Here is an 18,462-nt window from a genome sequence, read left to right as displayed (position 1 = left end):
CAGCCTTCGGCAGCTCCTACACGAATAAGGATCATGCTCAAGCCACCTGCGGAACAAGTTGCTGCGCGAGCAGGTGCTTGAGCAGCGCTCGATAGGCCAGCACGCCACGGCTCTTGCCGTCGAACTGCGAAGGCGTGACGCCGGCTCGGCTGGCGTCGCGCAGACGGGTGTCGACCGGGATATAGCCGTGCCAGATATCGTCGGGGAATTTGTCGCGCAGCACACGCAAAGTGTGCATCGAGGCTTGCGTGCGGCGGTCGAACAGCGTCGGCACGATGCTGAATGGCAGTGGCTGTTTGCGCGAGCGGTTGATCATCGCCAGCGTGTTGACCATGCGCTCCAGACCTTTCACGGCCAGGTGCTCGGTCTGCACCGGGATCACCAGTTGCTGGCTCGCCGCGAGGGCGTTGACCATCAGCACGCCGAGCAACGGCGGGCTGTCGATGATGGCGTAATCGAAGTCCTGCCACAGCTGCGCCAGACTCTTGGCGATCACCAGGCCCAGACCACTTTGCCCCGGCGACTGGCGCTCGAGGGTGGCCAGTGCGGTGCTCGACGGCAACAGCGAAATGCGTTCGTCGCTGGTCGACAACAGCAATTGCCCCGGCAAGCCTTGCGGCACGCTGCCCTTGTGCAGAAACAGGTCGTAGTTGCTGTGTTCCAGACTGTCGGGATCGTAGCCGAAATAGCTGGTCATCGAGCCGTGCGGGTCAAGATCGACCACAACCACGCGCTTGCCCGCCTCGGCCAGCAACCCGGCTAGAGCGATGGAGGATGTGGTTTTACCGACACCACCCTTTTGATTGGCGACTGCCCAGACTCTCATTCAGTTCGTTCCTCCCGGCCAGATTGGCTGGCCGAGACATGCTTCAGCGTGTTAATGCGGGCGACGGAGAATTGACGGCACTCTCGCGTCCCGGCGTCTTGACCGGGGTCGGTGCAGTTTGTGTGCCAGCGCGCTTCAACGCCGCATCCGGTTGCGCATTGGCGGTACCGGTGCCGGTGAGGCTGCGGCGCACATCAAGATTGCGCGAGACCACCAGCACCACGCGACGGTTCTTCGCCCGGCCTTCGACCGTGGCATTGTTGGCCACAGGCTGGAACTCGCCATAGCCCACCGACGCCAGTCGGCCAGGGTTTACGCCCTGCATGGCAAGCATGCGCACGATGCTCGCCGAACGCGCCGAGGACAGCTCCCAGTTGGTCGGGTACTGCGCGGTGCGGATCGGTTGATCGTCGGTGAAGCCTTCGACGTGGATCGGGTTGTCGAACGGTTTCAGGATCGCCGCGACCTTGTCGATGATGTTGAACGCGATGTCGCTCGGCATCGCGTCGCCGCTGCCGAACAACAGGCTGGAATTGAGTTCGATCTCCACCCACAGTTCGTTGCCGCGCACGGTCATCTGATTGGAGCTGATCAAGTCACCGAACGCGGCGCTGATGTCATCGGCGATGCTTTTCAGCGGATCACTGGCGCCTGCGATACCGGCGTCGACCTGCTCGGCATCCTTGACCAGCGGCTTGGCCGGGGTCACGGTTTTCGGCCGCTCGTCGCCGATCTGGATCGGTTTGAGCGCGCGGTCGGAGTCTTTGAAGACGCCGACCAGCGCTTCGGAAATTTCTTTGTACTTGCCTTCGTTGATCGACGAGATCGAGTACATCACCACGAAGAACGCGAACAGCAATGTGATGAAGTCGGCGTACGACACGAGCCAGCGCTCGTGGTTAACGTGTTCTTCCTGGTGCCTGCGACGAGCCATGGTCCATTTCCCCCATCAATCCATGAAGCCCTGAAGCTTCAGCTCGATAGAGCGCGGGTTTTCACCTTCGGCGATCGACAGGATTCCTTCCAGCAACATTTCGCGATAACGCGACTGCCGCAACGCGATGGACTTGAGCTTGGCCGCGACCGGCAAGAGGATCAGGTTGGCACTGGCCACGCCGTAGATGGTCGCAACGAACGCCACAGCGATGCCGTTACCCAGTTGCGACGGATCGGCGAGGTTGCCCATCACGTGAATCAGGCCCATCACTGCACCGATGATGCCGATGGTTGGCGCGTACCCGCCCATGCTTTCAAAAACTTTGGCCGCTTCGATATCACGGGATTCCTGAGTGTAGAAATCCACTTCGAGAATGCTGCGAATCGCTTCCGGCTCGGCGCCGTCGACCAGCAGTTGCAGGCCCTTGCGCGAGTAGCTGTCGGGTTCGGCGTCGGCCACGCCTTCAAGACCGAGCAGGCCTTCCTTGCGTGCCGTCAGGCTCCAATTGACCACGCGGTCGATGCCGCCGGCGAGGTCGACACGCGGCGGGAAGAAGATCCACGCCAGAATCTGCATGGCGCGCTTGAACGCGCTCATCGGCGATTGCAGCAGCGCAGCACCGACCGTGCCGCCCAGCACGATCAACGCCGCCGGGCCGTTGACCAGTGCGCCGAGGTGACCGCCTTCAAGGTAGTTGCCGCCGATGATGGCGACGAACGCCATGATGAGTCCGATAAGGCTGAGAACATCCATCAGATACACGCCTCGACGATATGCTTGCCGATATCGTCCAGACCGTACACCGCGTCAGCCAGATCGGCTTTGACGATGGCCATCGGCATACCGTAGATCACGCAACTGGCCTCGTCCTGCGCCCACACCGAACTGCCGCCCTGCTTGAGCAGACGCGCACCTTCGCGACCGTCGGCGCCCATGCCGGTGAGAACCACTGCCAGCACTTTGTCGCCGTAGGATTTCGCCGCCGAGCCAAACGTGATGTCAACGCACGGCTTGTAATTCAGACGCTCGTCACCCGGCAAAATCTTCACCGCGCCACGGCCGTCGATCATCATCTGCTTGCCACCCGGCGCCAGCAGCGCCAGGCCTGGACGCAGGATGTCGCCATCCTCGGCTTCCTTGACGCTGATGCGGCAGAGCTTGTCGAGGCGCTCGGCAAACGCTTTGGTGAACGCCGCCGGCATGTGCTGAATGAGCACGATCGGCGCCGGGAAGTTCGCCGGCAATTGGGTCAGTACACGCTGCAGCGCAACCGGGCCGCCCGTCGATGTACCGATGGCAACCAGTTTGTAGGCTTTGCGTTTCGGGGCTGACGACGAAGCGCTGGCAGCCGATGCGCGAGCAGGTGCTGGCGCAGGCGCCGGACGCGCCGGGACAGAGCTGCTTTGGCTACCGTAGCTCGACGCTACCGGGGCAGGCGTCGGTGCTGGCGCGGCGGCAGGAGCCGGCGCGCTGTAGGCGCTGAAACGACGATTGCTGCGCGAGATGCTGTGGACTTTCTCGCACAGCAGTTGCTTGACCTTCTCGGGGTTGCGCGAGATGTCTTCGAAATTCTTCGGCAGGAAATCCACCGCGCCGGCGTCCAGCGCATCGAGGGTCACCCGCGCGCCTTCGTGCGTCAGCGAGGAGAACATCAACACCGGGGTCGGGCAGCGCTGCATGATGTGCCGCACTGCCGTGATGCCGTCCATCATTGGCATCTCGTAGTCCATGGTGATCACGTCAGGCTTGAGGGCCATGGCCTGATCGATCGCCTCTTTACCGTTGGTGGCCGTGCCGACCACCTGGATGCTCGGATCCGCCGAAAGAATTTCCGAGACGCGGCGGCGGAAAAAACCCGAATCGTCCACCACCAGGACTTTGACTGCCATAAACACTCCATTAGGTGCAGCGGCGCGTCATCGCGCCGCCGTCCCGGATTCAAATACGCTTTGTGGCGTAACGCTTGAGCATGCTTGGAACATCGAGAATCAGCGCAATGCGGCCGTCACCGGTGATGGTGGCGCCGGACATGCCCGGAGTGCCCTGGAGCATTTTGCCCAATGGCTTGATGACCACTTCTTCCTGGCCCACCAGTTGATCGACGACAAAGCCGATCCGCTGAGTGCCCACCGAAAGAATCACCACATGGCCTTCGCGCTGCTCTTCGTGAGCGGCGGAGCTGACCAGCCAGCGCTTGAGGTAGAACAATGGCAGCGCCTTGTCGCGCACGATCACCACTTCCTGACCGTCGACGACATTGGTGGTCGACAGGTCGAGGTGGAAGATTTCGTTGACGTTGACCAGCGGGAATGCGAACGCCTGATTGCCGAGCATGACCATCAGCGTCGGCATGATCGCCAGCGTCAACGGCACCTTGATGACAATCTTCGAGCCCTGGCCCTTGGTCGAGTAGATGTTGATCGAACCGTTGAGCTGGGAAATCTTGGTCTTCACCACGTCCATGCCGACACCACGGCCGGACACGTCGGAAATCTCGGTCTTGGTCGAGAAACCCGGAGCGAAAATCAGGTTGTAGCACTCGGTATCGCTCAGGCGATCGGCCGCGTCCTTGTCCATCACACCGCGTTTTACCGCGATCGAACGCAGGACATTCGGGTCCATACCTTTGCCGTCATCGGAGATCGACAGCAGGATATGGTCACCTTCCTGCTCGGCCGCCAGCACCACGCGACCGCCACGGGCCTTGCCCGACGCCTCGCGTTCTTCCGGCGATTCGATGCCGTGGTCGACGGCGTTGCGCACCAAGTGGACCAGCGGGTCGGCCAGGGCCTCGACAAGGTTTTTGTCGAGGTCGGTTTCTTCACCCACCAGTTCCAGGTTGATCTCTTTCTTGAGCTGCCGCGCGAGGTCGCGAACCAGACGCGGGAAGCGCCCGAAGACCTTCTTGATCGGCTGCATCCGCGTTTTCATCACGGCGGTCTGCAAGTCAGCGGTGACCACGTCGAGGTTCGACACGGCTTTGGACATGGCTTCGTCGCCGCTGTTGAGGCCCAGGCGCACCAGACGGTTACGCACCAGCACCAGCTCGCCGACCATGTTCATGATCTCGTCGAGCCGCGCGGTGTCGACACGTACGGTGGTTTCAGCTTCGCTGGCCGGTTTTTCTGCCGGGGCAGAAGCTGGCGCACGGGCCGGCGCCGGCGCAGCAGCGGCGGCCGGTTTCGGCGTCTCGGCTTTCGGCTCAGGCTTGGCCGCAGGTTTCGGCGCAGCAGCGGCCGCCGGAGCTTTTGCCGCTGGCGTGGCGACGCTCGACGCAGAGCCGGCAGTCGCAGCGCTGGCGTCAAACTTGCCTTTGCCGTGCAATTCGTCGAGCAGCGATTCGAATTCGTGATCGCTGATCAGGTCGCTACCGGCGGCAGCGGCTGCTGGTGCAGCAGGTGCTGCCGGTGCCGAAGCGATGGCCGACTCCAGCGCGTCAACGGCGAAGTTGCCCTTGCCGTGCAGTTGATCGAGCAAGGCTTCGAATTCGTCGTCGGTGATGTCCGAGCTGTCGCCTGCAGCAGGCGCGGCCGGCGCTGCTGGTGCCGCCGCAGCGACCGCATCCACCGCAAACTGGCCCTTGCCGTGCAGTTGATCGAGCAGCGATTCAAATTCGGCGTCGGTAATTTCATCGCTGGCCGCCGTGTCGGCAACCGGCGCGGGCGCCACAGCAGCGGCCGGAGCCTCGGCCTGGGCCTTGACGGCATTGAGCGAGTCCAGCAGTTGTTCGAATTCGTTATCGGTGATGTCCTCCGACGCGCTTTCGGCGACCGGCTCTTCGACCACTTCCACCGGTGCGGCCACGGCCTCGTCAGCCGATTGCGGCTCGGCCAGACGCGCCAGCGCGGCCAGCAGCTCCGGCGTGGCGGCAGTGATCGGTGCACGTTCGCGGACTTCGCTGAACATGCTGTTCACCGCGTCCAGCGCTTCGAGCACAACGTCCATCAGTTCTGCATCAACGCGACGCTCACCCTTGCGCAGGATGTCGAACACGTTTTCGGCGATGTGACAGCACTCCACCAGCTCATTGAGCTGAAGGAAGCCGGCGCCCCCTTTTACAGTGTGGAAACCGCGAAAAATTGCATTGAGCAGATCTGCATCATCCGGGCGGCTTTCCAGCTCGACCAGTTGTTCGGACAGTTGCTCAAGAATCTCGCCGGCCTCAACCAGGAAATCCTGAAGGATCTCTTCATCGGCGCCGAAGCTCATTAATGGGGTGCTCCTAACAGGTCTAAAAACCTAAACTTCAAAATCCAAGGCTGGATAGCAAATCGTCCACATCGTCCTGACCGGACACAACGTCTTCTCGTTTATCGGCATGAATCTGCGGACCTTCACCCTGCGAGAGATGTTTTTGTGGATCTTTTTCAGCAAGCATTGCGGCGCGGTCATGTTCGATGCCCGCAAAGCGGTCGACCTGACTGGCCATGAGCACGAGTTTGAGCAGATTGCTTTCGACTTCGGTGACCAGTTGGGTCACGCGCTTGATCACTTGACCTGTGAGGTCCTGATAATCCTGAGCCAGCAGGATGTCGTTGAGGTTGCTCGACACCGCACGGTTGTCCGTGCTGCTGCGTGACAGAAAACCGTCGACCCGGCGCGCCAGTTCGCGGAACTCTTCAGCCCCGACCTCGCGACGCATGAAGCGGCCCCAATCGGCGCTCAAGGTCTGCGCTTCATCAGCCAGACTGTTGACCACCGGCGTGGCGCTTTCCACCAGATCCATGGTGCGGTTGGCCGCGGCTTCCGTCAGCTTGACCACATAGCCCAGGCGTTCGGTGGCGTCGGTGATTTGCGACACTTCCTCGGCCTGCGGCATGTGCGGATCGATCTGGAAATTGACGATCGCACTGTGCAGTTCACGTGTGAGCTTGCCCACTTCCTGATACAGGCCGCGGTCACGGGTCTGATTGAGCTCATGGATCAGTTGCACCGCGTCGCCGAACTTGCCTTTTTCAAGGCTCTCGACCAGTTCGACCGCGTGTTTTTTCAGGGTCGATTCGAAATCGCCCTGTGATGATTCGTTATGCTCCATAGCTCCCCCGCGCATTCATCAGCCGATGCGTTCGAAAATCTTCTCGATTTTGTCTTTCAACGCTTGAGCCGTGAAAGGTTTGACTACGTAACCGTTCACACCGGCCTGAGCGGCCTCGATGATCTGCTCGCGCTTGGCTTCAGCAGTCACCATCAACACCGGGAGGTGCTTGAGTTTTTCATCGGCGCGCACGTGACGCAGCAGGTCGATACCGGTCATGCCCGGCATGTTCCAGTCCGTTACCAGAAAGTCGATGCTGCCGCTGTTGAGCACCGGAATGGCAGTGGTGCCATCGTCGGCCTCGACGGTGTTGGTGAACCCAAGATCGCGCAGCAGGTTCTTGATGATCCGCCGCATCGTTGAGAAGTCATCAACGATGAGGATTTTCATGTCTTTGTTCAATTCGACCTCCAAGCAGTCTTAAACGCGCCCAGCACCTGGACACGCCACTTCAATCAATCGGCATAGCACTCGAAGTTTGTCTGGAGCACAACGGATCGAGACCGGCGCCGTTCATCACCGCACCAGCCTCGTTTCGCAGTGTCCCCACACTGCCTTCAGCGCGCTCGCCACTCCCCCAAACGCCCCCGCAAACGGGCCGCGCACTGGCTGTGTAACTGGCTGACCCGCGATTCACTGACGCCAAGGACTTCACCGATTTCCTTGAGGTTCAGCTCTTCGTCGTAGTACAGCGCCAACACCAGTCGCTCACGCTCCGGCAAATTGGCAATCGCGTCCGCCAGCGCCGCCTGGAAGCGTTCATCTTCCAGATCGCGTGACGGCTCCATATGAGCACTGGCGCCATCCTCGTGCAGCCCTTCGTGTTCGCCGTCCTGCAACAGGTCGTCGAAACTGAACAAGCGACTGCCCAGGGTGTCATTCAGAATCCCGTAGTAATCGTCGAGACTCAATTGGAGTTCGGCCGCAACCTCGTGATCTTTAGCGTCACGACCGGTTTTAGCTTCAATCGAGCGAATCGCGTCGCTGACCATCCTGGTATTACGGTGAACCGAGCGTGGCGCCCAGTCCCCTTTGCGCACTTCGTCGAGCATCGCGCCGCGGATTCGAATGCCCGCGTACGTTTCGAAACTGGCGCCTTTGCTGGCGTCGTATTTGGTCGAGACTTCGAGCAGACCGATCATCCCAGCCTGGATCAGGTCCTCGACCTGCACACTGGCCGGCAGGCGTGCCAGCAAGTGATAGGCAATGCGCTTGACCAGTGGCGCGTAACGCTCGATCAATTCGTATTGCGCGTCACGCGCCGACTTTTTGTAAAGATTCATGCCACTGGCGGTCATATCACAGGCCCTGCGGTTTGCTGCACGAGACGCTCGACGAAAAATTCCAGATGACCGCGCGGGTTCGCCGGCAGCGGCCAGGTGTCGACCTTCTGGGCGATAGCCTTGAAGGCCAGCGCGCACTTGGAACGGGGAAAGGCTTCGTAGACGGCGCGCTGCTTCTGCACCGCTTTGCGCACGCTTTCGTCGTATGGCACGGCGCCGACGTATTGTAGAGCGACGTCGAGAAAACGATCCGTGACCTTGGTCAACTTGGCGAACAGGTTGCGCCCTTCCTGCGGGCTCTGTGCCATGTTGGCCAGCACGCGGAAGCGGTTCATGCCGTAGTCGCGGTTGAGCAACTTGATCAGCGCGTAAGCGTCGGTGATCGAAGTTGGCTCGTCGCAGACCACCAGCAACACCTCTTGCGCTGCGCGCACGAAACTGACTACCGAGTCACCAATACCCGCAGCGGTGTCGATCACCAGCACGTCGAGATTGTCGCCGATGTCACTGAACGCCTGGATCAGGCCGGCGTGTTGCGCCGGGCTCAGGTGCACCATGCTCTGCGTGCCGGAGGCCGCCGGCACGATGCGAATCCCGCCCGGGCCCTGCAACAGCACGTCGCGCAGTTCGCAGCGGCCTTCGATCACGTCGGCCAGCGTGCGTTTGGGGGTCAGCCCCAGCAGAACGTCGACGTTCGCCAGACCGAGGTCGGCGTCCAGCAGCATGACCCGACGGCCAAGCTCTGCCAGCGCCAGCGACAAGTTCACTGACACGTTAGTCTTGCCGACGCCACCTTTGCCGCCGGTCACCGCGATCACCTGTACGGGATGCATGCTGCCCATGTTATTTCTTTACCTTGTCTTGCATAGACGGAGGCCACATTACTGGCTGCGCGTTCCCGATGGGAACAATGCGTGGCAGACCATCGATGTAGGTACAAAAACTGTTCATGAATACCTCAGCCAACCTGCTTGGTCGGGCTGTGATAGATATCAGCGAACATGTCAGCCATGGCTTCTTCGCTGGGTTCTTCCTGCATTTGCACGCTGACGGCGCGGCTGACCAGTTGATGACGGCGCGGCAGATGCAGATCATCCGGAATCCGTGGGCCATCGGTCAGGTACGCGACCGGCAATTCATGACTGATCGCCAGGCTCAACACTTCGCCGAGACTGGCCGTCTCATCCAGTTTAGTCAGGATGCAGCCGGCTAGCCCGCAACGCTTGTAACTATGATAAGCGGCGGTTAGAACCTGTTTCTGGCTGGTGGTTGCCAGGACCAGATAATTTTTCGAGCGGATGCCACGCCCGGCCAGGCTCTCAAGCTGCATGCGCAACGCCGGATCACTGGCCTGCAGCCCGGCAGTATCGATCAAAACCACGCGCTTGCGTAGCAGTGGATCCAATGCCTGTACCAGCGACTGACCCGGATCGACGTGCGTGACTGGCACGTTGAGGATGCGACCGAGGGTTTTCAGTTGTTCCTGCGCGCCAATGCGGAAGCTGTCCATGCTCACCAGCGCGACGTTCTGCGCGCCGTACTTGAGCACGTAACGCGCGGCAAGCTTGGCCAGCGTCGTGGTCTTGCCCATGCCGGCCGGGCCGACCATGGCAATCACACCGCCCTCTTCCAGCGGCTCGACTTCCGGCACGGCAATCATCCGCGCCAGGTGAGCGAGCAGCATGCGCCAGGCCTGACGCGGCTCTTCGATATCGGTAACCAGTGCCAACAGATCGCGCGACAGCGGGCCGGACAGGCCGATGCGCTGCAGACGGCGATAGAGATTGGCCTGGGCTGGGCGGCTGCCTTGCAACTGATTCCAGGCCAGCGTGCCGAGCTGCACTTCCATCAGCTCGCGCAGGCTGTTCAATTCAAAACGCATCGAGTCCAGCGCACGCGGATCGACACCGGCGGAGGCTTGTGCAGGGGCTGCGGCCGGACGCGCCGGCGCCGCGTGGGTCGGCTCGCTCAACGGCTCGGCAGCGGTCAGCGGCAGGCCTGCGGTCAATGGCAGCCCGGCGAACAACTGCTGATTGGTGTTGCCGTCGGCTTCGCCACGCAGGCTCAGCTCGGCCTGGGCAGTGACGATGCGCGACTGGGTCTTGCGCAGCTCGTCTTCGAGCTCCATGTTCGGAACCCGTGGCGCCAGCGCCGACAATTTGTAATCCAGTGCCGCCGTCAACTCGACGCCGCCGGCGATGCGGCGGTTGCCGATGATGGCGGCATCAGCGCCCAGCTCATCGCGAACCAGCTTCATGGCCTGACGCATATCGGCGGCGAAAAAACGCTTAACTTGCATAAACCACTACCTCAGCCGTTGGGCCCTACTGTCGCAACGATGGTCACTTGCTTGTTGTCCGGTACTTCCTGGTAGGCCAGCACATGCAGCCCTGGGACTGCGAGGCGACCAAAGCGCGAGAGCATCGCGCGAATCGGGCCTGCGACCAGCAGGATCACCGGTTGGCCTTGCATTTCCTGACGCTGGGCCGCTTCGATCAACGAACGTTGCAGCTTCTCGGCCATGCTCGGCTCCAGCAGAACGCCTTCTTCCGAGCCTTGTCCTGCCTTCTGCAGACTATTGAGCAATATCTGTTCCAACCTTGGTTCCAATGTGATTACAGGCAGCTCGGACTCAGTGCCTACAATGCTTTGGACGATGGCGCGCGATACGCCGACCCGCACAGCAGCGACCAGAGCGGCGGTATCTTGACTCTTGGCAGCGTTGTTCGCGATCGCTTCGGCGATGCTGCGAATGTCGCGCACCGGCACGTGTTCGGCGAGCAGCGCTTGCAGAACCTTGAGCAACTGCGACAGCGAAACCACGCCCGGCACCAGCTCTTCGGCCAGTTTCGGCGAGCTCTTGGCCAGCAATTGCATGAGTTGCTGCACTTCCTCGTGGCCGATCAGCTCACTGGAGTGCTTGTACAGAATCTGGTTCAAGTGCGTGGCGACCACGGTGCTGGCGTCAACCACGGTGTAGCCCAGCGATTGCGCCTGGGCACGCTGGCTGATTTCGATCCACACCGCCTCCAGGCCGAAAGCCGGATCTTTGGCGTTGATACCGTTGAGCGAGCCGTAGACCTGACCGGGGTTGATCGCCAGTTCGCGGTCCGGATAGATCTCGGCCTCTGCCAGAATCACGCCCATCAGCGTCAGGCGATAAGCGCTCGGCGCCAGATCGAGGTTGTCGCGGATGTGCACAGTCGGCATCAGGAAGCCCAGATCCTGCGAGAGCTTCTTGCGCACGCCCTTGATCCGCGCCAGCAATTGCCCGCCCTGATTGCGATCCACCAGCGGAATCAGGCGATAGCCGACTTCCAGGCCGATCATGTCAATCGGGGTCACGTCGTCCCAGCCCAGTTCTTTGGTTTCCATGGCGCGAGCCGGTGACGGCAGCAGTTCCTGCTGACGCTTGACCTCTTCCAGCGCCACGACCTTGGCGACGTTCTGCTTCTTCCAGAACAGGTACGCGCCGCCCGCAGCCAGCGCCGCCATGCTCAGGAAGGAGAAGTGCGGCATGCCCGGCACCAGGCCCATCACCGCCATCAAACCAGCGGCTACGGCCAGCGCTTTGGGCGAGGCAAACATCTGGCGGTTGATCTGCTTGCCCATGTCTTCCGAACCGGAAGCACGGGTCACCATGATCGCCGCCGCTGTCGATAACAACAGTGATGGCAATTGCGCCACCAAACCGTCACCGATGGTCAACAAGGCGTAAACCCTGCCAGCATCGCCGAAGCTCATGCCGTGCTGGAAGATACCCACGGCCATGCCGCCGATGAGGTTGATGAACAGAATCAGCAGGCCAGCGATGGCGTCACCACGGACGAACTTGCTGGCACCGTCCATCGAACCGTAGAACTCCGCCTCCTGGGCAACTTCCTGACGGCGCGACTTGGCCTGGTTCTGGTCGATCAGGCCGGCGTTGAGGTCGGCGTCGATGGCCATTTGTTTGCCGGGCATGGCATCGAGGGTGAAGCGCGCGCTCACCTCGGAAATCCGCCCGGCACCCTTGGTCACTACGACGAAGTTGATGATCATCAGAATCGCGAACACCACGATACCGACCACGTAGTTACCGCCGATCACCACCTCACCGAAGGCCTGGATCACCTTGCCGGCGGCTTCGTGGCCGTCCTGACCATTGAGCATTACCACCCGTGTGGAGGCCACGTTCAAGGCCAGGCGCAGGAGCGTCGCCACCAGCAGAATGGTCGGGAACACGGCAAAATCCAGCGGCCGCAGCGCATACACGCAGACCAGCAGGACGACGATGGACAGGGCAATGTTGAACGTAAAAAAGACGTCGAGCAGGAACGGCGGCACCGGCAACATCATCATCGCCAGCATGACCAGCAGCAACAACGGCACGCCCAGATTGCCTCGACTGAGGTCGGCAACGTTTGTGCGAGCAGTGTTGAGTAACTGAGAGCGATCCACCGGTTTTCCCCGTTCCTTTAAAGCAAACTTTTGACGCCCCGAGCGGGCGCAGGGCGGCTATTGCAAGAAGCTTTCCAACTTTTGCCCAAGCAGAAAAGATCGTCCGATCGCGGCCCGAGCCTTCGGCAGCTCCTACATGGATTTACGTCTCCTGTAGGAGCTGCCGAAGGCTGCGATCTTGTTTTAAACGACGAGTTTAAAAGACACCTGCAGACACGGTCTCAAGACTACAAAACCTTGCGCCAATGCCTACAGCCAAGCCAGAATCCGCCGGCTTGTGCGCTTTGGGGTCGGATTCTATTGTGGTCCGGTCGCTGACGAATCAGCGATCGGGTTTAGCGACCCGGACCAACTCAGTGCATCAGCGATCGTGGCTTCGTTGCGGGATTTTTCGCCCGCAATAACGTTATGGCGGCTGTATGCGGGAGACCTTAGGGTCTACCGGGGTGCCTGAGACCGGTTCGCTAACCTGCGTACAGCTGCCACCTTCACCTGTTTAGCGACAGGAAAAAGAGTGGCTCCATAACCTCAGGAGCTTCACCATGATCAAACCAACACCCAACCCACCCGAAACCGACCCCACCTCTCCCTACGAATCCCTCGATTCAAAAAAACTCCACCAAGCCGCCGACCGCGCCCTCGACCACTACCTCTGCCCGCCCGGCTCGACCCCACCGCCCTACAGCCCCCGCGCCATGTACGCCGTCACCGCCGACACCAAAAACGAAGACCTGCTGGCCAACGCCTGCGAAACCCTCGCCTCAGCTAAAACCATCGCCCAGGAATTTGCCGGACTGGTGAAACCATCCCAGCGCCGAACCCTGATGGGGATTGCGCAGCTGATCATGCTTGGGGAATTGGCGGTGAATCGGGTGCTGGATAATCTGGAGTTGCCGCAGTAGGCCGGCCTAACGCTGATCATTCCCGCGCTCTGCGTGGGAATGATCACAAAAAAACCGCCACCCCATTCAATCGGGACGGCGGTTTTTGTGTCACACGGGAAGGTCAGGTATCCCGACGCAAATCCGGTGGAATCGGCAAATCATCCTTCAACGGATCCGGACGCTTGCCCTTGCCTGCCTGGTGTTGGCGGATCTGATAGACGTAAGCCAACACCTGGGCCACCGCCAGATACAGGCCGCCGGGGATTTCCTGCTCAAGCTCGGTGGAGTAATAAATCGAGCGCGCCAGCGCCGGGGATTCCAGCAGCATGACGTTGTTGGCCACGGCGATCTCGCGGATTTTCAGGGCGATGAAGTCGCTACCCTTGGCCAGCAGCACCGGTGCGCCGCCCTTCTCCGAGTCGTATTTGAGCGCGACGGCGTAGTGGGTCGGGTTGGTGATGACCACGTCGGCTTCAGGAATCGCCGCCATCATGCGCCGCTGCGACATTTCACGCTGGGTCTGACGGATGCGCTGCTTGACCTCCGGTCGGCCTTCCTGATCCTTGTGTTCGTCGCGCACTTCCTGCTTGGTCATCAGCAGTTTCTTGTGCGCTTCCCACAGCTGCACCGGCACGTCGACGGCGGCGATGATGATCAGACCGCAGGCCAGCCACAGCGTGCTCCAGCCGACCAGCAGCACGCTGTGGATAATCGCCTGATCCAGCGGCTCATGAGCGATGCGCAACAAGTCATCGACGTCGGCCGACAGCACCAGCAGCGCCACACCGAGAGTGATCAGGAACTTGGCCAGTGCCTTGAGCAGTTCGACCACGGCCTTGAACGAGAACATCCGTTTCAGGCCGGCCGCTGGATTCATCCGGCTGAACTTGGGCGCCAGCGAGCCGGCCGCGAACAGCCAGCCGCCCAGAGAGATCGGCCCGATGATCGCGGCAAGCAACAGGGTGATCATCACCGGCTGAATCGCCAGCAAGGCGATCAGCCCCGACTCCAGCAAAAACCGGCCCATGGCGCCCTGATCCATCACCACTTCGCGGGACAGGGTGAAATTCAGGCGCATCACGTCCAGCAGTTCCTGCGCGAGCATGCCACCGAAAATCAGCAGCGCAGCGGCACCGGCCATCATCACGGCGAGAGTATTGAGCTCTTTCGAACGGGCGATTTCACCCTTCTCACGGGAGTCCTTTTTGCGTTTCTCCGTGGGGTCTTCTGTTTTGTCCTGACCGCTCTCGCTTTCTGCCATGACTCAGCGCGCCCGTGCCAGTTCGCGTAGCAACTGCAAGGCCTCGCTGGCCAGCGGTTGATACTGGTTGAGAATGTCCGCCAGCCCCACCCAGATGATGAACAGGCCGAGCACCAGGGTCAGCGGAAAACCGATCGAGAAGATATTCAGTTGCGGTGCGGCGCGGGTCATCACACCGAAGGCGATGTTGACCACCAGCAATGCGGTGATCGCCGGCAAGACCAGCAGCAACGCCGCGCCGAGCACCCAGCCGAGCTTGCCGGCCAGCTCCCAGTAATGCTCAACCATCAGGCCGCCGCCGACCGGCAACGTGGTGAAGCTTTCGGTCAGGACTTCGAACACCACCAGGTGGCCATTCATGGAGAGGAACAGCAGGGTCACCAGCATGGTGAAGAACTGACCGATCACCGCCACCGAAACGCCGTTGGTAGGGTCGACCATCGAGGCGAAGCCCATGCCCATCTGCACCGCGACGATCTGCCCGGCGACAGCAAAGGCCTGGAAGAACAGTTGCAGGGAAAAGCCGAGCACCGCGCCGACCAGAATCTGCTCGCCAATCATCAGCAGGCCACTGAGGTCGAGGGGACTGACGGCAGGCATCGGCGGCAGCGCCGGGGTGATGACCACGGTGATCGCCACAGCGAAATACAGGCGCACGCGACGCGGGATCAGAGTGGTGCCGAAAATCGGCATGACCATCAGCATCGACGCTACGCGAAACAGCGGCAACATGAACGATGCCACCCAGGTACTGATCTGGGTGTCGGTCAGCTGAAGCAGCGATTGCATGGCTTAGCCGATGACCATCGGAATGTTTTTGTACAGCTGGATGATGTATTCCATGAACGTCTGCACGATCCACGGACCGCCGATGATCAGGGTTACCAGCATCACCAGAAGACGCGGCAGGAAGCTCAGCGTCTGTTCGTTGATCTGCGTGGCGGCCTGGAACATCGACACCAGCAGGCCGACCAGCAGGCTCGGCACCACCAGAATGGCGACCATCACGGTGGTCAGCCAAAGGGCTTCACGAAAGATATCGACCGCGACTTCCGGCGTCATGGCGAGACACCTCCAAAACTGCTGGCGAGGGTGCCGATGATCAGCGCCCAGCCATCGACCAGCACGAACAGCATGATCTTGAACGGCAGCGAAATGATCAGCGGCGAGAGCATCATCATACCCATGGCCATCAGCACGCTCGCGACGACAAGGTCGATGATCAGGAACGGAATGAAGATCATGAAGCCGATCTGGAAGGCGGTTTTAAGTTCCGAGGTAACGAACGCCGGGACCAGAATGGTCAGCGGTGCTTGATCCGGGGTGGCGATGTCGGTGCGCTTGGACAGGCGCATGAACAACTCAAGATCGCTGGTCCGGGTCTGGGCGAGCATGAAGTCCTTGATCGGCACCTGCGCTTTTTCCACCGCTTGCTGCGCGGTCAGGGTTTCAGCCAGATACGGTTGCAGCGCGTCGTTGTTCACCCGGTCGAACACCGGCGCCATGATGAACAGCGTCAGGAACAGCGCCATGCCGGTGAGGATCTGGTTCGACGGCGTCTGTTGCAGGCCGAGGGCCTGACGCAGGATCGAGAAGACGATGATGATCCGCGTGAAACTGGTCATCAGAATGACCGCCGCCGGAATAAAACTCAGCGCAGTCATGATCAGCAGGATCTGCAGACTGACCGAATATTCCTGCGCGCCGTCGGCATTGGTGCCCAGCGTGATTGCCGGAATCGACAACGGATCGGCGGCGAACGCCAGCGGCGCGGCCAGCAACAGGACCAGCGTCAAGACGATGCGGAGCGCACCCATTACTTCGTATCCTTTTGGTCCTTGCCGAGAATTTTCAGCAGATGCTGGGCAAATTCCGGCGTCGCTTTTTCGCTGGCCGTGGGGACTTCGACCGGCTCTTTGAGCACATGCAGCGCAGTGATGGTGCCAGGGCTGAGGCCGAGGAGAATCTGCTCGTTGCCGACCTGCACCAGCATCAACCGATCACGCGGGCCGAGCGCACGCGAACCGATCAACTCGATCACCTGCCCCTTGCCCGCCGGCCCCGCCTGCTGCACGCGGCGCAACAGCCAGGCGAGCAAGAAGATCAGGCCCAGCACCAACAGCAAACCGAACACCAGTTGGGTCAACTGACCGGCCACGCCGCTGCTGACCATCGGCGCGGTGGCAGCAGGCGCAGCGGTGGTCGCGTTCGGCTCGGCGGCGAGGACGCTCAGCGGCAGTACCAGCAGAGCCCAGAGAAACCTTTTCACTCAGCGCAGCTTCTTGATGCGTTCGCTTGGGCTGATCACGTCGGTCAGGCGGATGCCGAACTTCTCGTTGACCACCACTACTTCGCCGTGGGCGATCAGGGTGCCGTTGACCAGCACGTCCAGCGGTTCGCCGGCCAGACGATCAAGCTCGATCACCGAACCCTGGTTGAGTTGCAGCAGGTTGCGAATGTTGATGTCGGTGCTGCCGACTTCCATGGAAATCGACACCGGAATATCGAGGATCACGTCCAGGTTCGGACCGTCGAGGGTCACTGGGTCGTTGTTCTTCGGCACGCTGCCAAACTCTTCCATTGGCAGACGGTTGGAGCTGGAAGTACCAGCGTCGGCAGCCAGCAGTGCATCGATGTCAGCCTGGCCGGCGTCACCGGTTTCTTCCAGGGCCGCAGCCCATTCATCAGCCAGTGCCTGGTCGTCCTGCGCGTTCATATCGTCGTTCATCATGTGTCCTCGGCGGGCAACAATTCAGTTAAATGCGGGGGTGGAAAGCATCGCCTCAGCGACGCTCGATCGGCTCGATCACTTGCAACGCGAGGTTGCCTTTGTGCGAGCCCATCTTGACCTTGAAGGCCGGCACGCCGTTGGCGCGCATGATCATGTCTTCCGGCATCTCGACCGGGATCACATCGCCCGGTTGCATGTGCAGGATGTCGCGCAGCTTCAACTGGCGACGGGCCACGGTGGCACCGATCGGCACGTCGACATCGAGCACGTCCTGGCGCAGGGCGTTGACCCAGCGCTCGTCCTGATCGTCGAGGTCGGACTGGAAACCGGCGTCGAGCATCTCGCGCACCGGCTCGATCATCGAGTACGGCATGGTCACGTGCAGATCGCCGCCACCGCCATCGAGTTCGATGTGGAAGGTGGAGACCACGATCGCTTCGCTCGGGCCGACGATGTTGGCCATGGCCGGGTTCACTTCCGAGTTGATGTACTCGAAGTTGACTTCCATGATCGCCTGCCAGGCTTCCTTCAGATCGACGAAGGCCTGCTCGAGCACCATGCGCACCACGCGCAGTTCGGTCGGGGTGAATTCACGCCCTTCGATCTTCGCGTGACGGCCGTCGCCGCCGAAAAAGTTGTCCACCAGTTTGAACACCAGTTTGGCGTCGAGGATGAACAGCGCGGTGCCGCGCAACGGCTTGATCTTGACCAGGTTGAGGCTGGTCGGCACGTACAGCGAGTGCACGTATTCGCCAAACTTCATCACCTGCACGCCACCGACGGATGCACCAATGGCCACCAGCAACGCCAGCACGATCACGATGATCAGCTTGAGTTTGCCTTTGGTTGCGGGGTCTTTTACTGCTGCAGCTTCGCTCTTCGCCATGCCAATAATCCGTCACTAATCGGGGGTTTCACAGTCGCACGGCAAGGCAAGAGCAAGTGTTATGCCAGAAGTGTCCGGAGGATATTGGATGGCACCGCAAAACAACTGTGGGAGCGGGCTTGCTCGCGAATGCCGTGTGACAGACAACCTCAATGTTGAATGTGACGCCGCGTTCGCGA

General features: G+C 60.9%; 18 protein-coding genes and 1 pseudogene. 1 reads left to right on the top strand and 18 read right to left on the bottom strand.

Translation table 11 applies throughout. The features are described 5' to 3' along the window. Positions 1-37 precede the first annotated feature (37 nt). From ACIGDJ_RS19455 to flhA, 11 genes are all read right to left on the bottom strand, one after another. Entirely contained in the window at positions 38-826 is a 789-nt protein-coding gene (locus ACIGDJ_RS19455; protein WP_312996822.1) for a ParA family protein, read from the bottom strand. A gap of 43 nt (positions 827-869) precedes the next feature. Continuing rightward, positions 870-1,760: a flagellar motor protein MotD gene (gene motD / locus ACIGDJ_RS19450; protein WP_101158655.1), complete on the bottom strand. Its 891-nt coding sequence runs from the start codon at positions 1,758-1,760 to the stop codon at positions 870-872. A 15-nt stretch (positions 1,761-1,775) separates the two neighbouring features. Further along, entirely contained in the window at positions 1,776-2,516 is a 741-nt protein-coding gene (locus ACIGDJ_RS19445; RefSeq protein WP_397479991.1) for a flagellar motor protein, read from the bottom strand. After that, on the bottom strand, positions 2,516-3,652 hold the full coding sequence (locus ACIGDJ_RS19440; RefSeq protein ID WP_397479992.1) for a chemotaxis response regulator protein-glutamate methylesterase: 1,137 nt from the start codon (positions 3,650-3,652) through the stop codon (positions 2,516-2,518). The genes ACIGDJ_RS19445 and ACIGDJ_RS19440 overlap by 1 nt, the downstream gene beginning before the upstream one ends. Before the next feature lie 49 nt (positions 3,653-3,701). Then, positions 3,702-5,972: a chemotaxis protein CheA gene (locus tag ACIGDJ_RS19435; RefSeq protein ID WP_312996814.1), complete on the bottom strand. Its 2,271-nt coding sequence runs from the start codon at positions 5,970-5,972 to the stop codon at positions 3,702-3,704. A gap of 37 nt (positions 5,973-6,009) precedes the next feature. Then, positions 6,010-6,798 carry a protein phosphatase CheZ gene (locus ACIGDJ_RS19430; RefSeq protein ID WP_016771058.1) on the bottom strand — a complete coding sequence of 263 codons (789 nt, stop codon included), beginning with the start codon at positions 6,796-6,798 and terminating at the stop codon, positions 6,010-6,012. Positions 6,799-6,816: 18 nt separating this feature from the next. Further along, positions 6,817-7,188, bottom strand: a complete 372-nt coding sequence (locus tag ACIGDJ_RS19425) for a chemotaxis response regulator CheY (protein ID WP_024012118.1) — start codon at positions 7,186-7,188, stop codon at positions 6,817-6,819. Positions 7,189-7,355: 167 nt separating this feature from the next. Beyond that, positions 7,356-8,096, bottom strand: coding sequence for an RNA polymerase sigma factor FliA (gene fliA, locus ACIGDJ_RS19420; RefSeq protein ID WP_016771059.1), 741 nt, complete (start codon positions 8,094-8,096; stop codon positions 7,356-7,358). Beyond that, positions 8,093-8,923, bottom strand: coding sequence for a flagellar synthesis regulator FleN (gene fleN / locus ACIGDJ_RS19415; protein WP_016771060.1), 831 nt, complete (start codon positions 8,921-8,923; stop codon positions 8,093-8,095). The genes fliA and fleN overlap by 4 nt, the downstream gene beginning before the upstream one ends. 116 nt (positions 8,924-9,039) lie before the next feature. Further along, the gene (gene flhF, locus ACIGDJ_RS19410; protein WP_101158652.1) at positions 9,040-10,380 is read right to left on the bottom strand and encodes a flagellar biosynthesis protein FlhF; all 1,341 of its coding nucleotides are present in this window, start codon (positions 10,378-10,380) and stop codon (positions 9,040-9,042) included. An 11-nt stretch (positions 10,381-10,391) separates the two neighbouring features. Continuing rightward, positions 10,392-12,521, bottom strand: a complete 2,130-nt coding sequence (flhA, locus tag ACIGDJ_RS19405) for a flagellar biosynthesis protein FlhA (protein WP_397504596.1) — start codon at positions 12,519-12,521, stop codon at positions 10,392-10,394. Positions 12,522-13,063: 542 nt separating this feature from the next. On the opposite strand from flhA, the gene ACIGDJ_RS19400 reads away from it, so the two are divergent. Beyond that, positions 13,064-13,423 (top strand): DUF6124 family protein, encoded by a 360-nt coding sequence (locus ACIGDJ_RS19400; protein WP_101158650.1) that lies wholly within the window; start codon positions 13,064-13,066, stop codon positions 13,421-13,423. A gap of 103 nt (positions 13,424-13,526) precedes the next feature. On the opposite strand, the gene flhB is transcribed toward ACIGDJ_RS19400, so the two are convergent. The 7 genes and pseudogenes from flhB to fliM all read right to left on the bottom strand — a co-directional run. Then, a complete protein-coding gene (gene flhB / locus ACIGDJ_RS19395; RefSeq protein WP_101158649.1) occupies positions 13,527-14,666 on the bottom strand; it encodes a flagellar biosynthesis protein FlhB in 1,140 nt (379 codons plus the stop codon). A gap of 3 nt (positions 14,667-14,669) precedes the next feature. Then, entirely contained in the window at positions 14,670-15,455 is a 786-nt protein-coding gene (gene fliR / locus ACIGDJ_RS19390; protein ID WP_101158648.1) for a flagellar biosynthetic protein FliR, read from the bottom strand. A gap of 3 nt (positions 15,456-15,458) precedes the next feature. After that, positions 15,459-15,728, bottom strand: coding sequence for a flagellar biosynthesis protein FliQ (gene fliQ / locus ACIGDJ_RS19385; protein WP_101158647.1), 270 nt, complete (start codon positions 15,726-15,728; stop codon positions 15,459-15,461). Then, positions 15,725-16,483 (bottom strand): flagellar type III secretion system pore protein FliP, encoded by a 759-nt coding sequence (fliP, locus tag ACIGDJ_RS19380; RefSeq protein ID WP_101158646.1) that lies wholly within the window; start codon positions 16,481-16,483, stop codon positions 15,725-15,727. Before fliP ends, fliQ begins: the two co-directional genes overlap by 4 nt. Next, positions 16,483-16,935, bottom strand: a complete 453-nt coding sequence (gene fliO, locus ACIGDJ_RS19375; protein ID WP_397479996.1) for a flagellar biosynthetic protein FliO — start codon at positions 16,933-16,935, stop codon at positions 16,483-16,485. The genes fliP and fliO overlap by 1 nt, the downstream gene beginning before the upstream one ends. After that, complete coding sequence (fliN, locus tag ACIGDJ_RS19370) at positions 16,936-17,394, bottom strand: flagellar motor switch protein FliN (RefSeq protein WP_016771070.1); 459 nt, start codon at positions 17,392-17,394, stop codon at positions 16,936-16,938. It abuts the gene before it with no gap. A gap of 55 nt (positions 17,395-17,449) precedes the next feature. Next, positions 17,450-18,181 (bottom strand): annotated as a pseudogene (fliM, locus tag ACIGDJ_RS19365) (flagellar motor switch protein FliM); the annotation flags it as partial. Positions 18,182-18,462: the final 281 nt, after the last annotated feature.

The organism is Pseudomonas sp. NPDC079367, from assembly GCF_044542195.1.
Classification (GTDB): domain Bacteria; phylum Pseudomonadota; class Gammaproteobacteria; order Pseudomonadales; family Pseudomonadaceae; genus Aquipseudomonas.
Note: the sequence above shows the minus strand (reverse complement) of the source record. Positions and strands in the feature narration are given on the sequence as shown.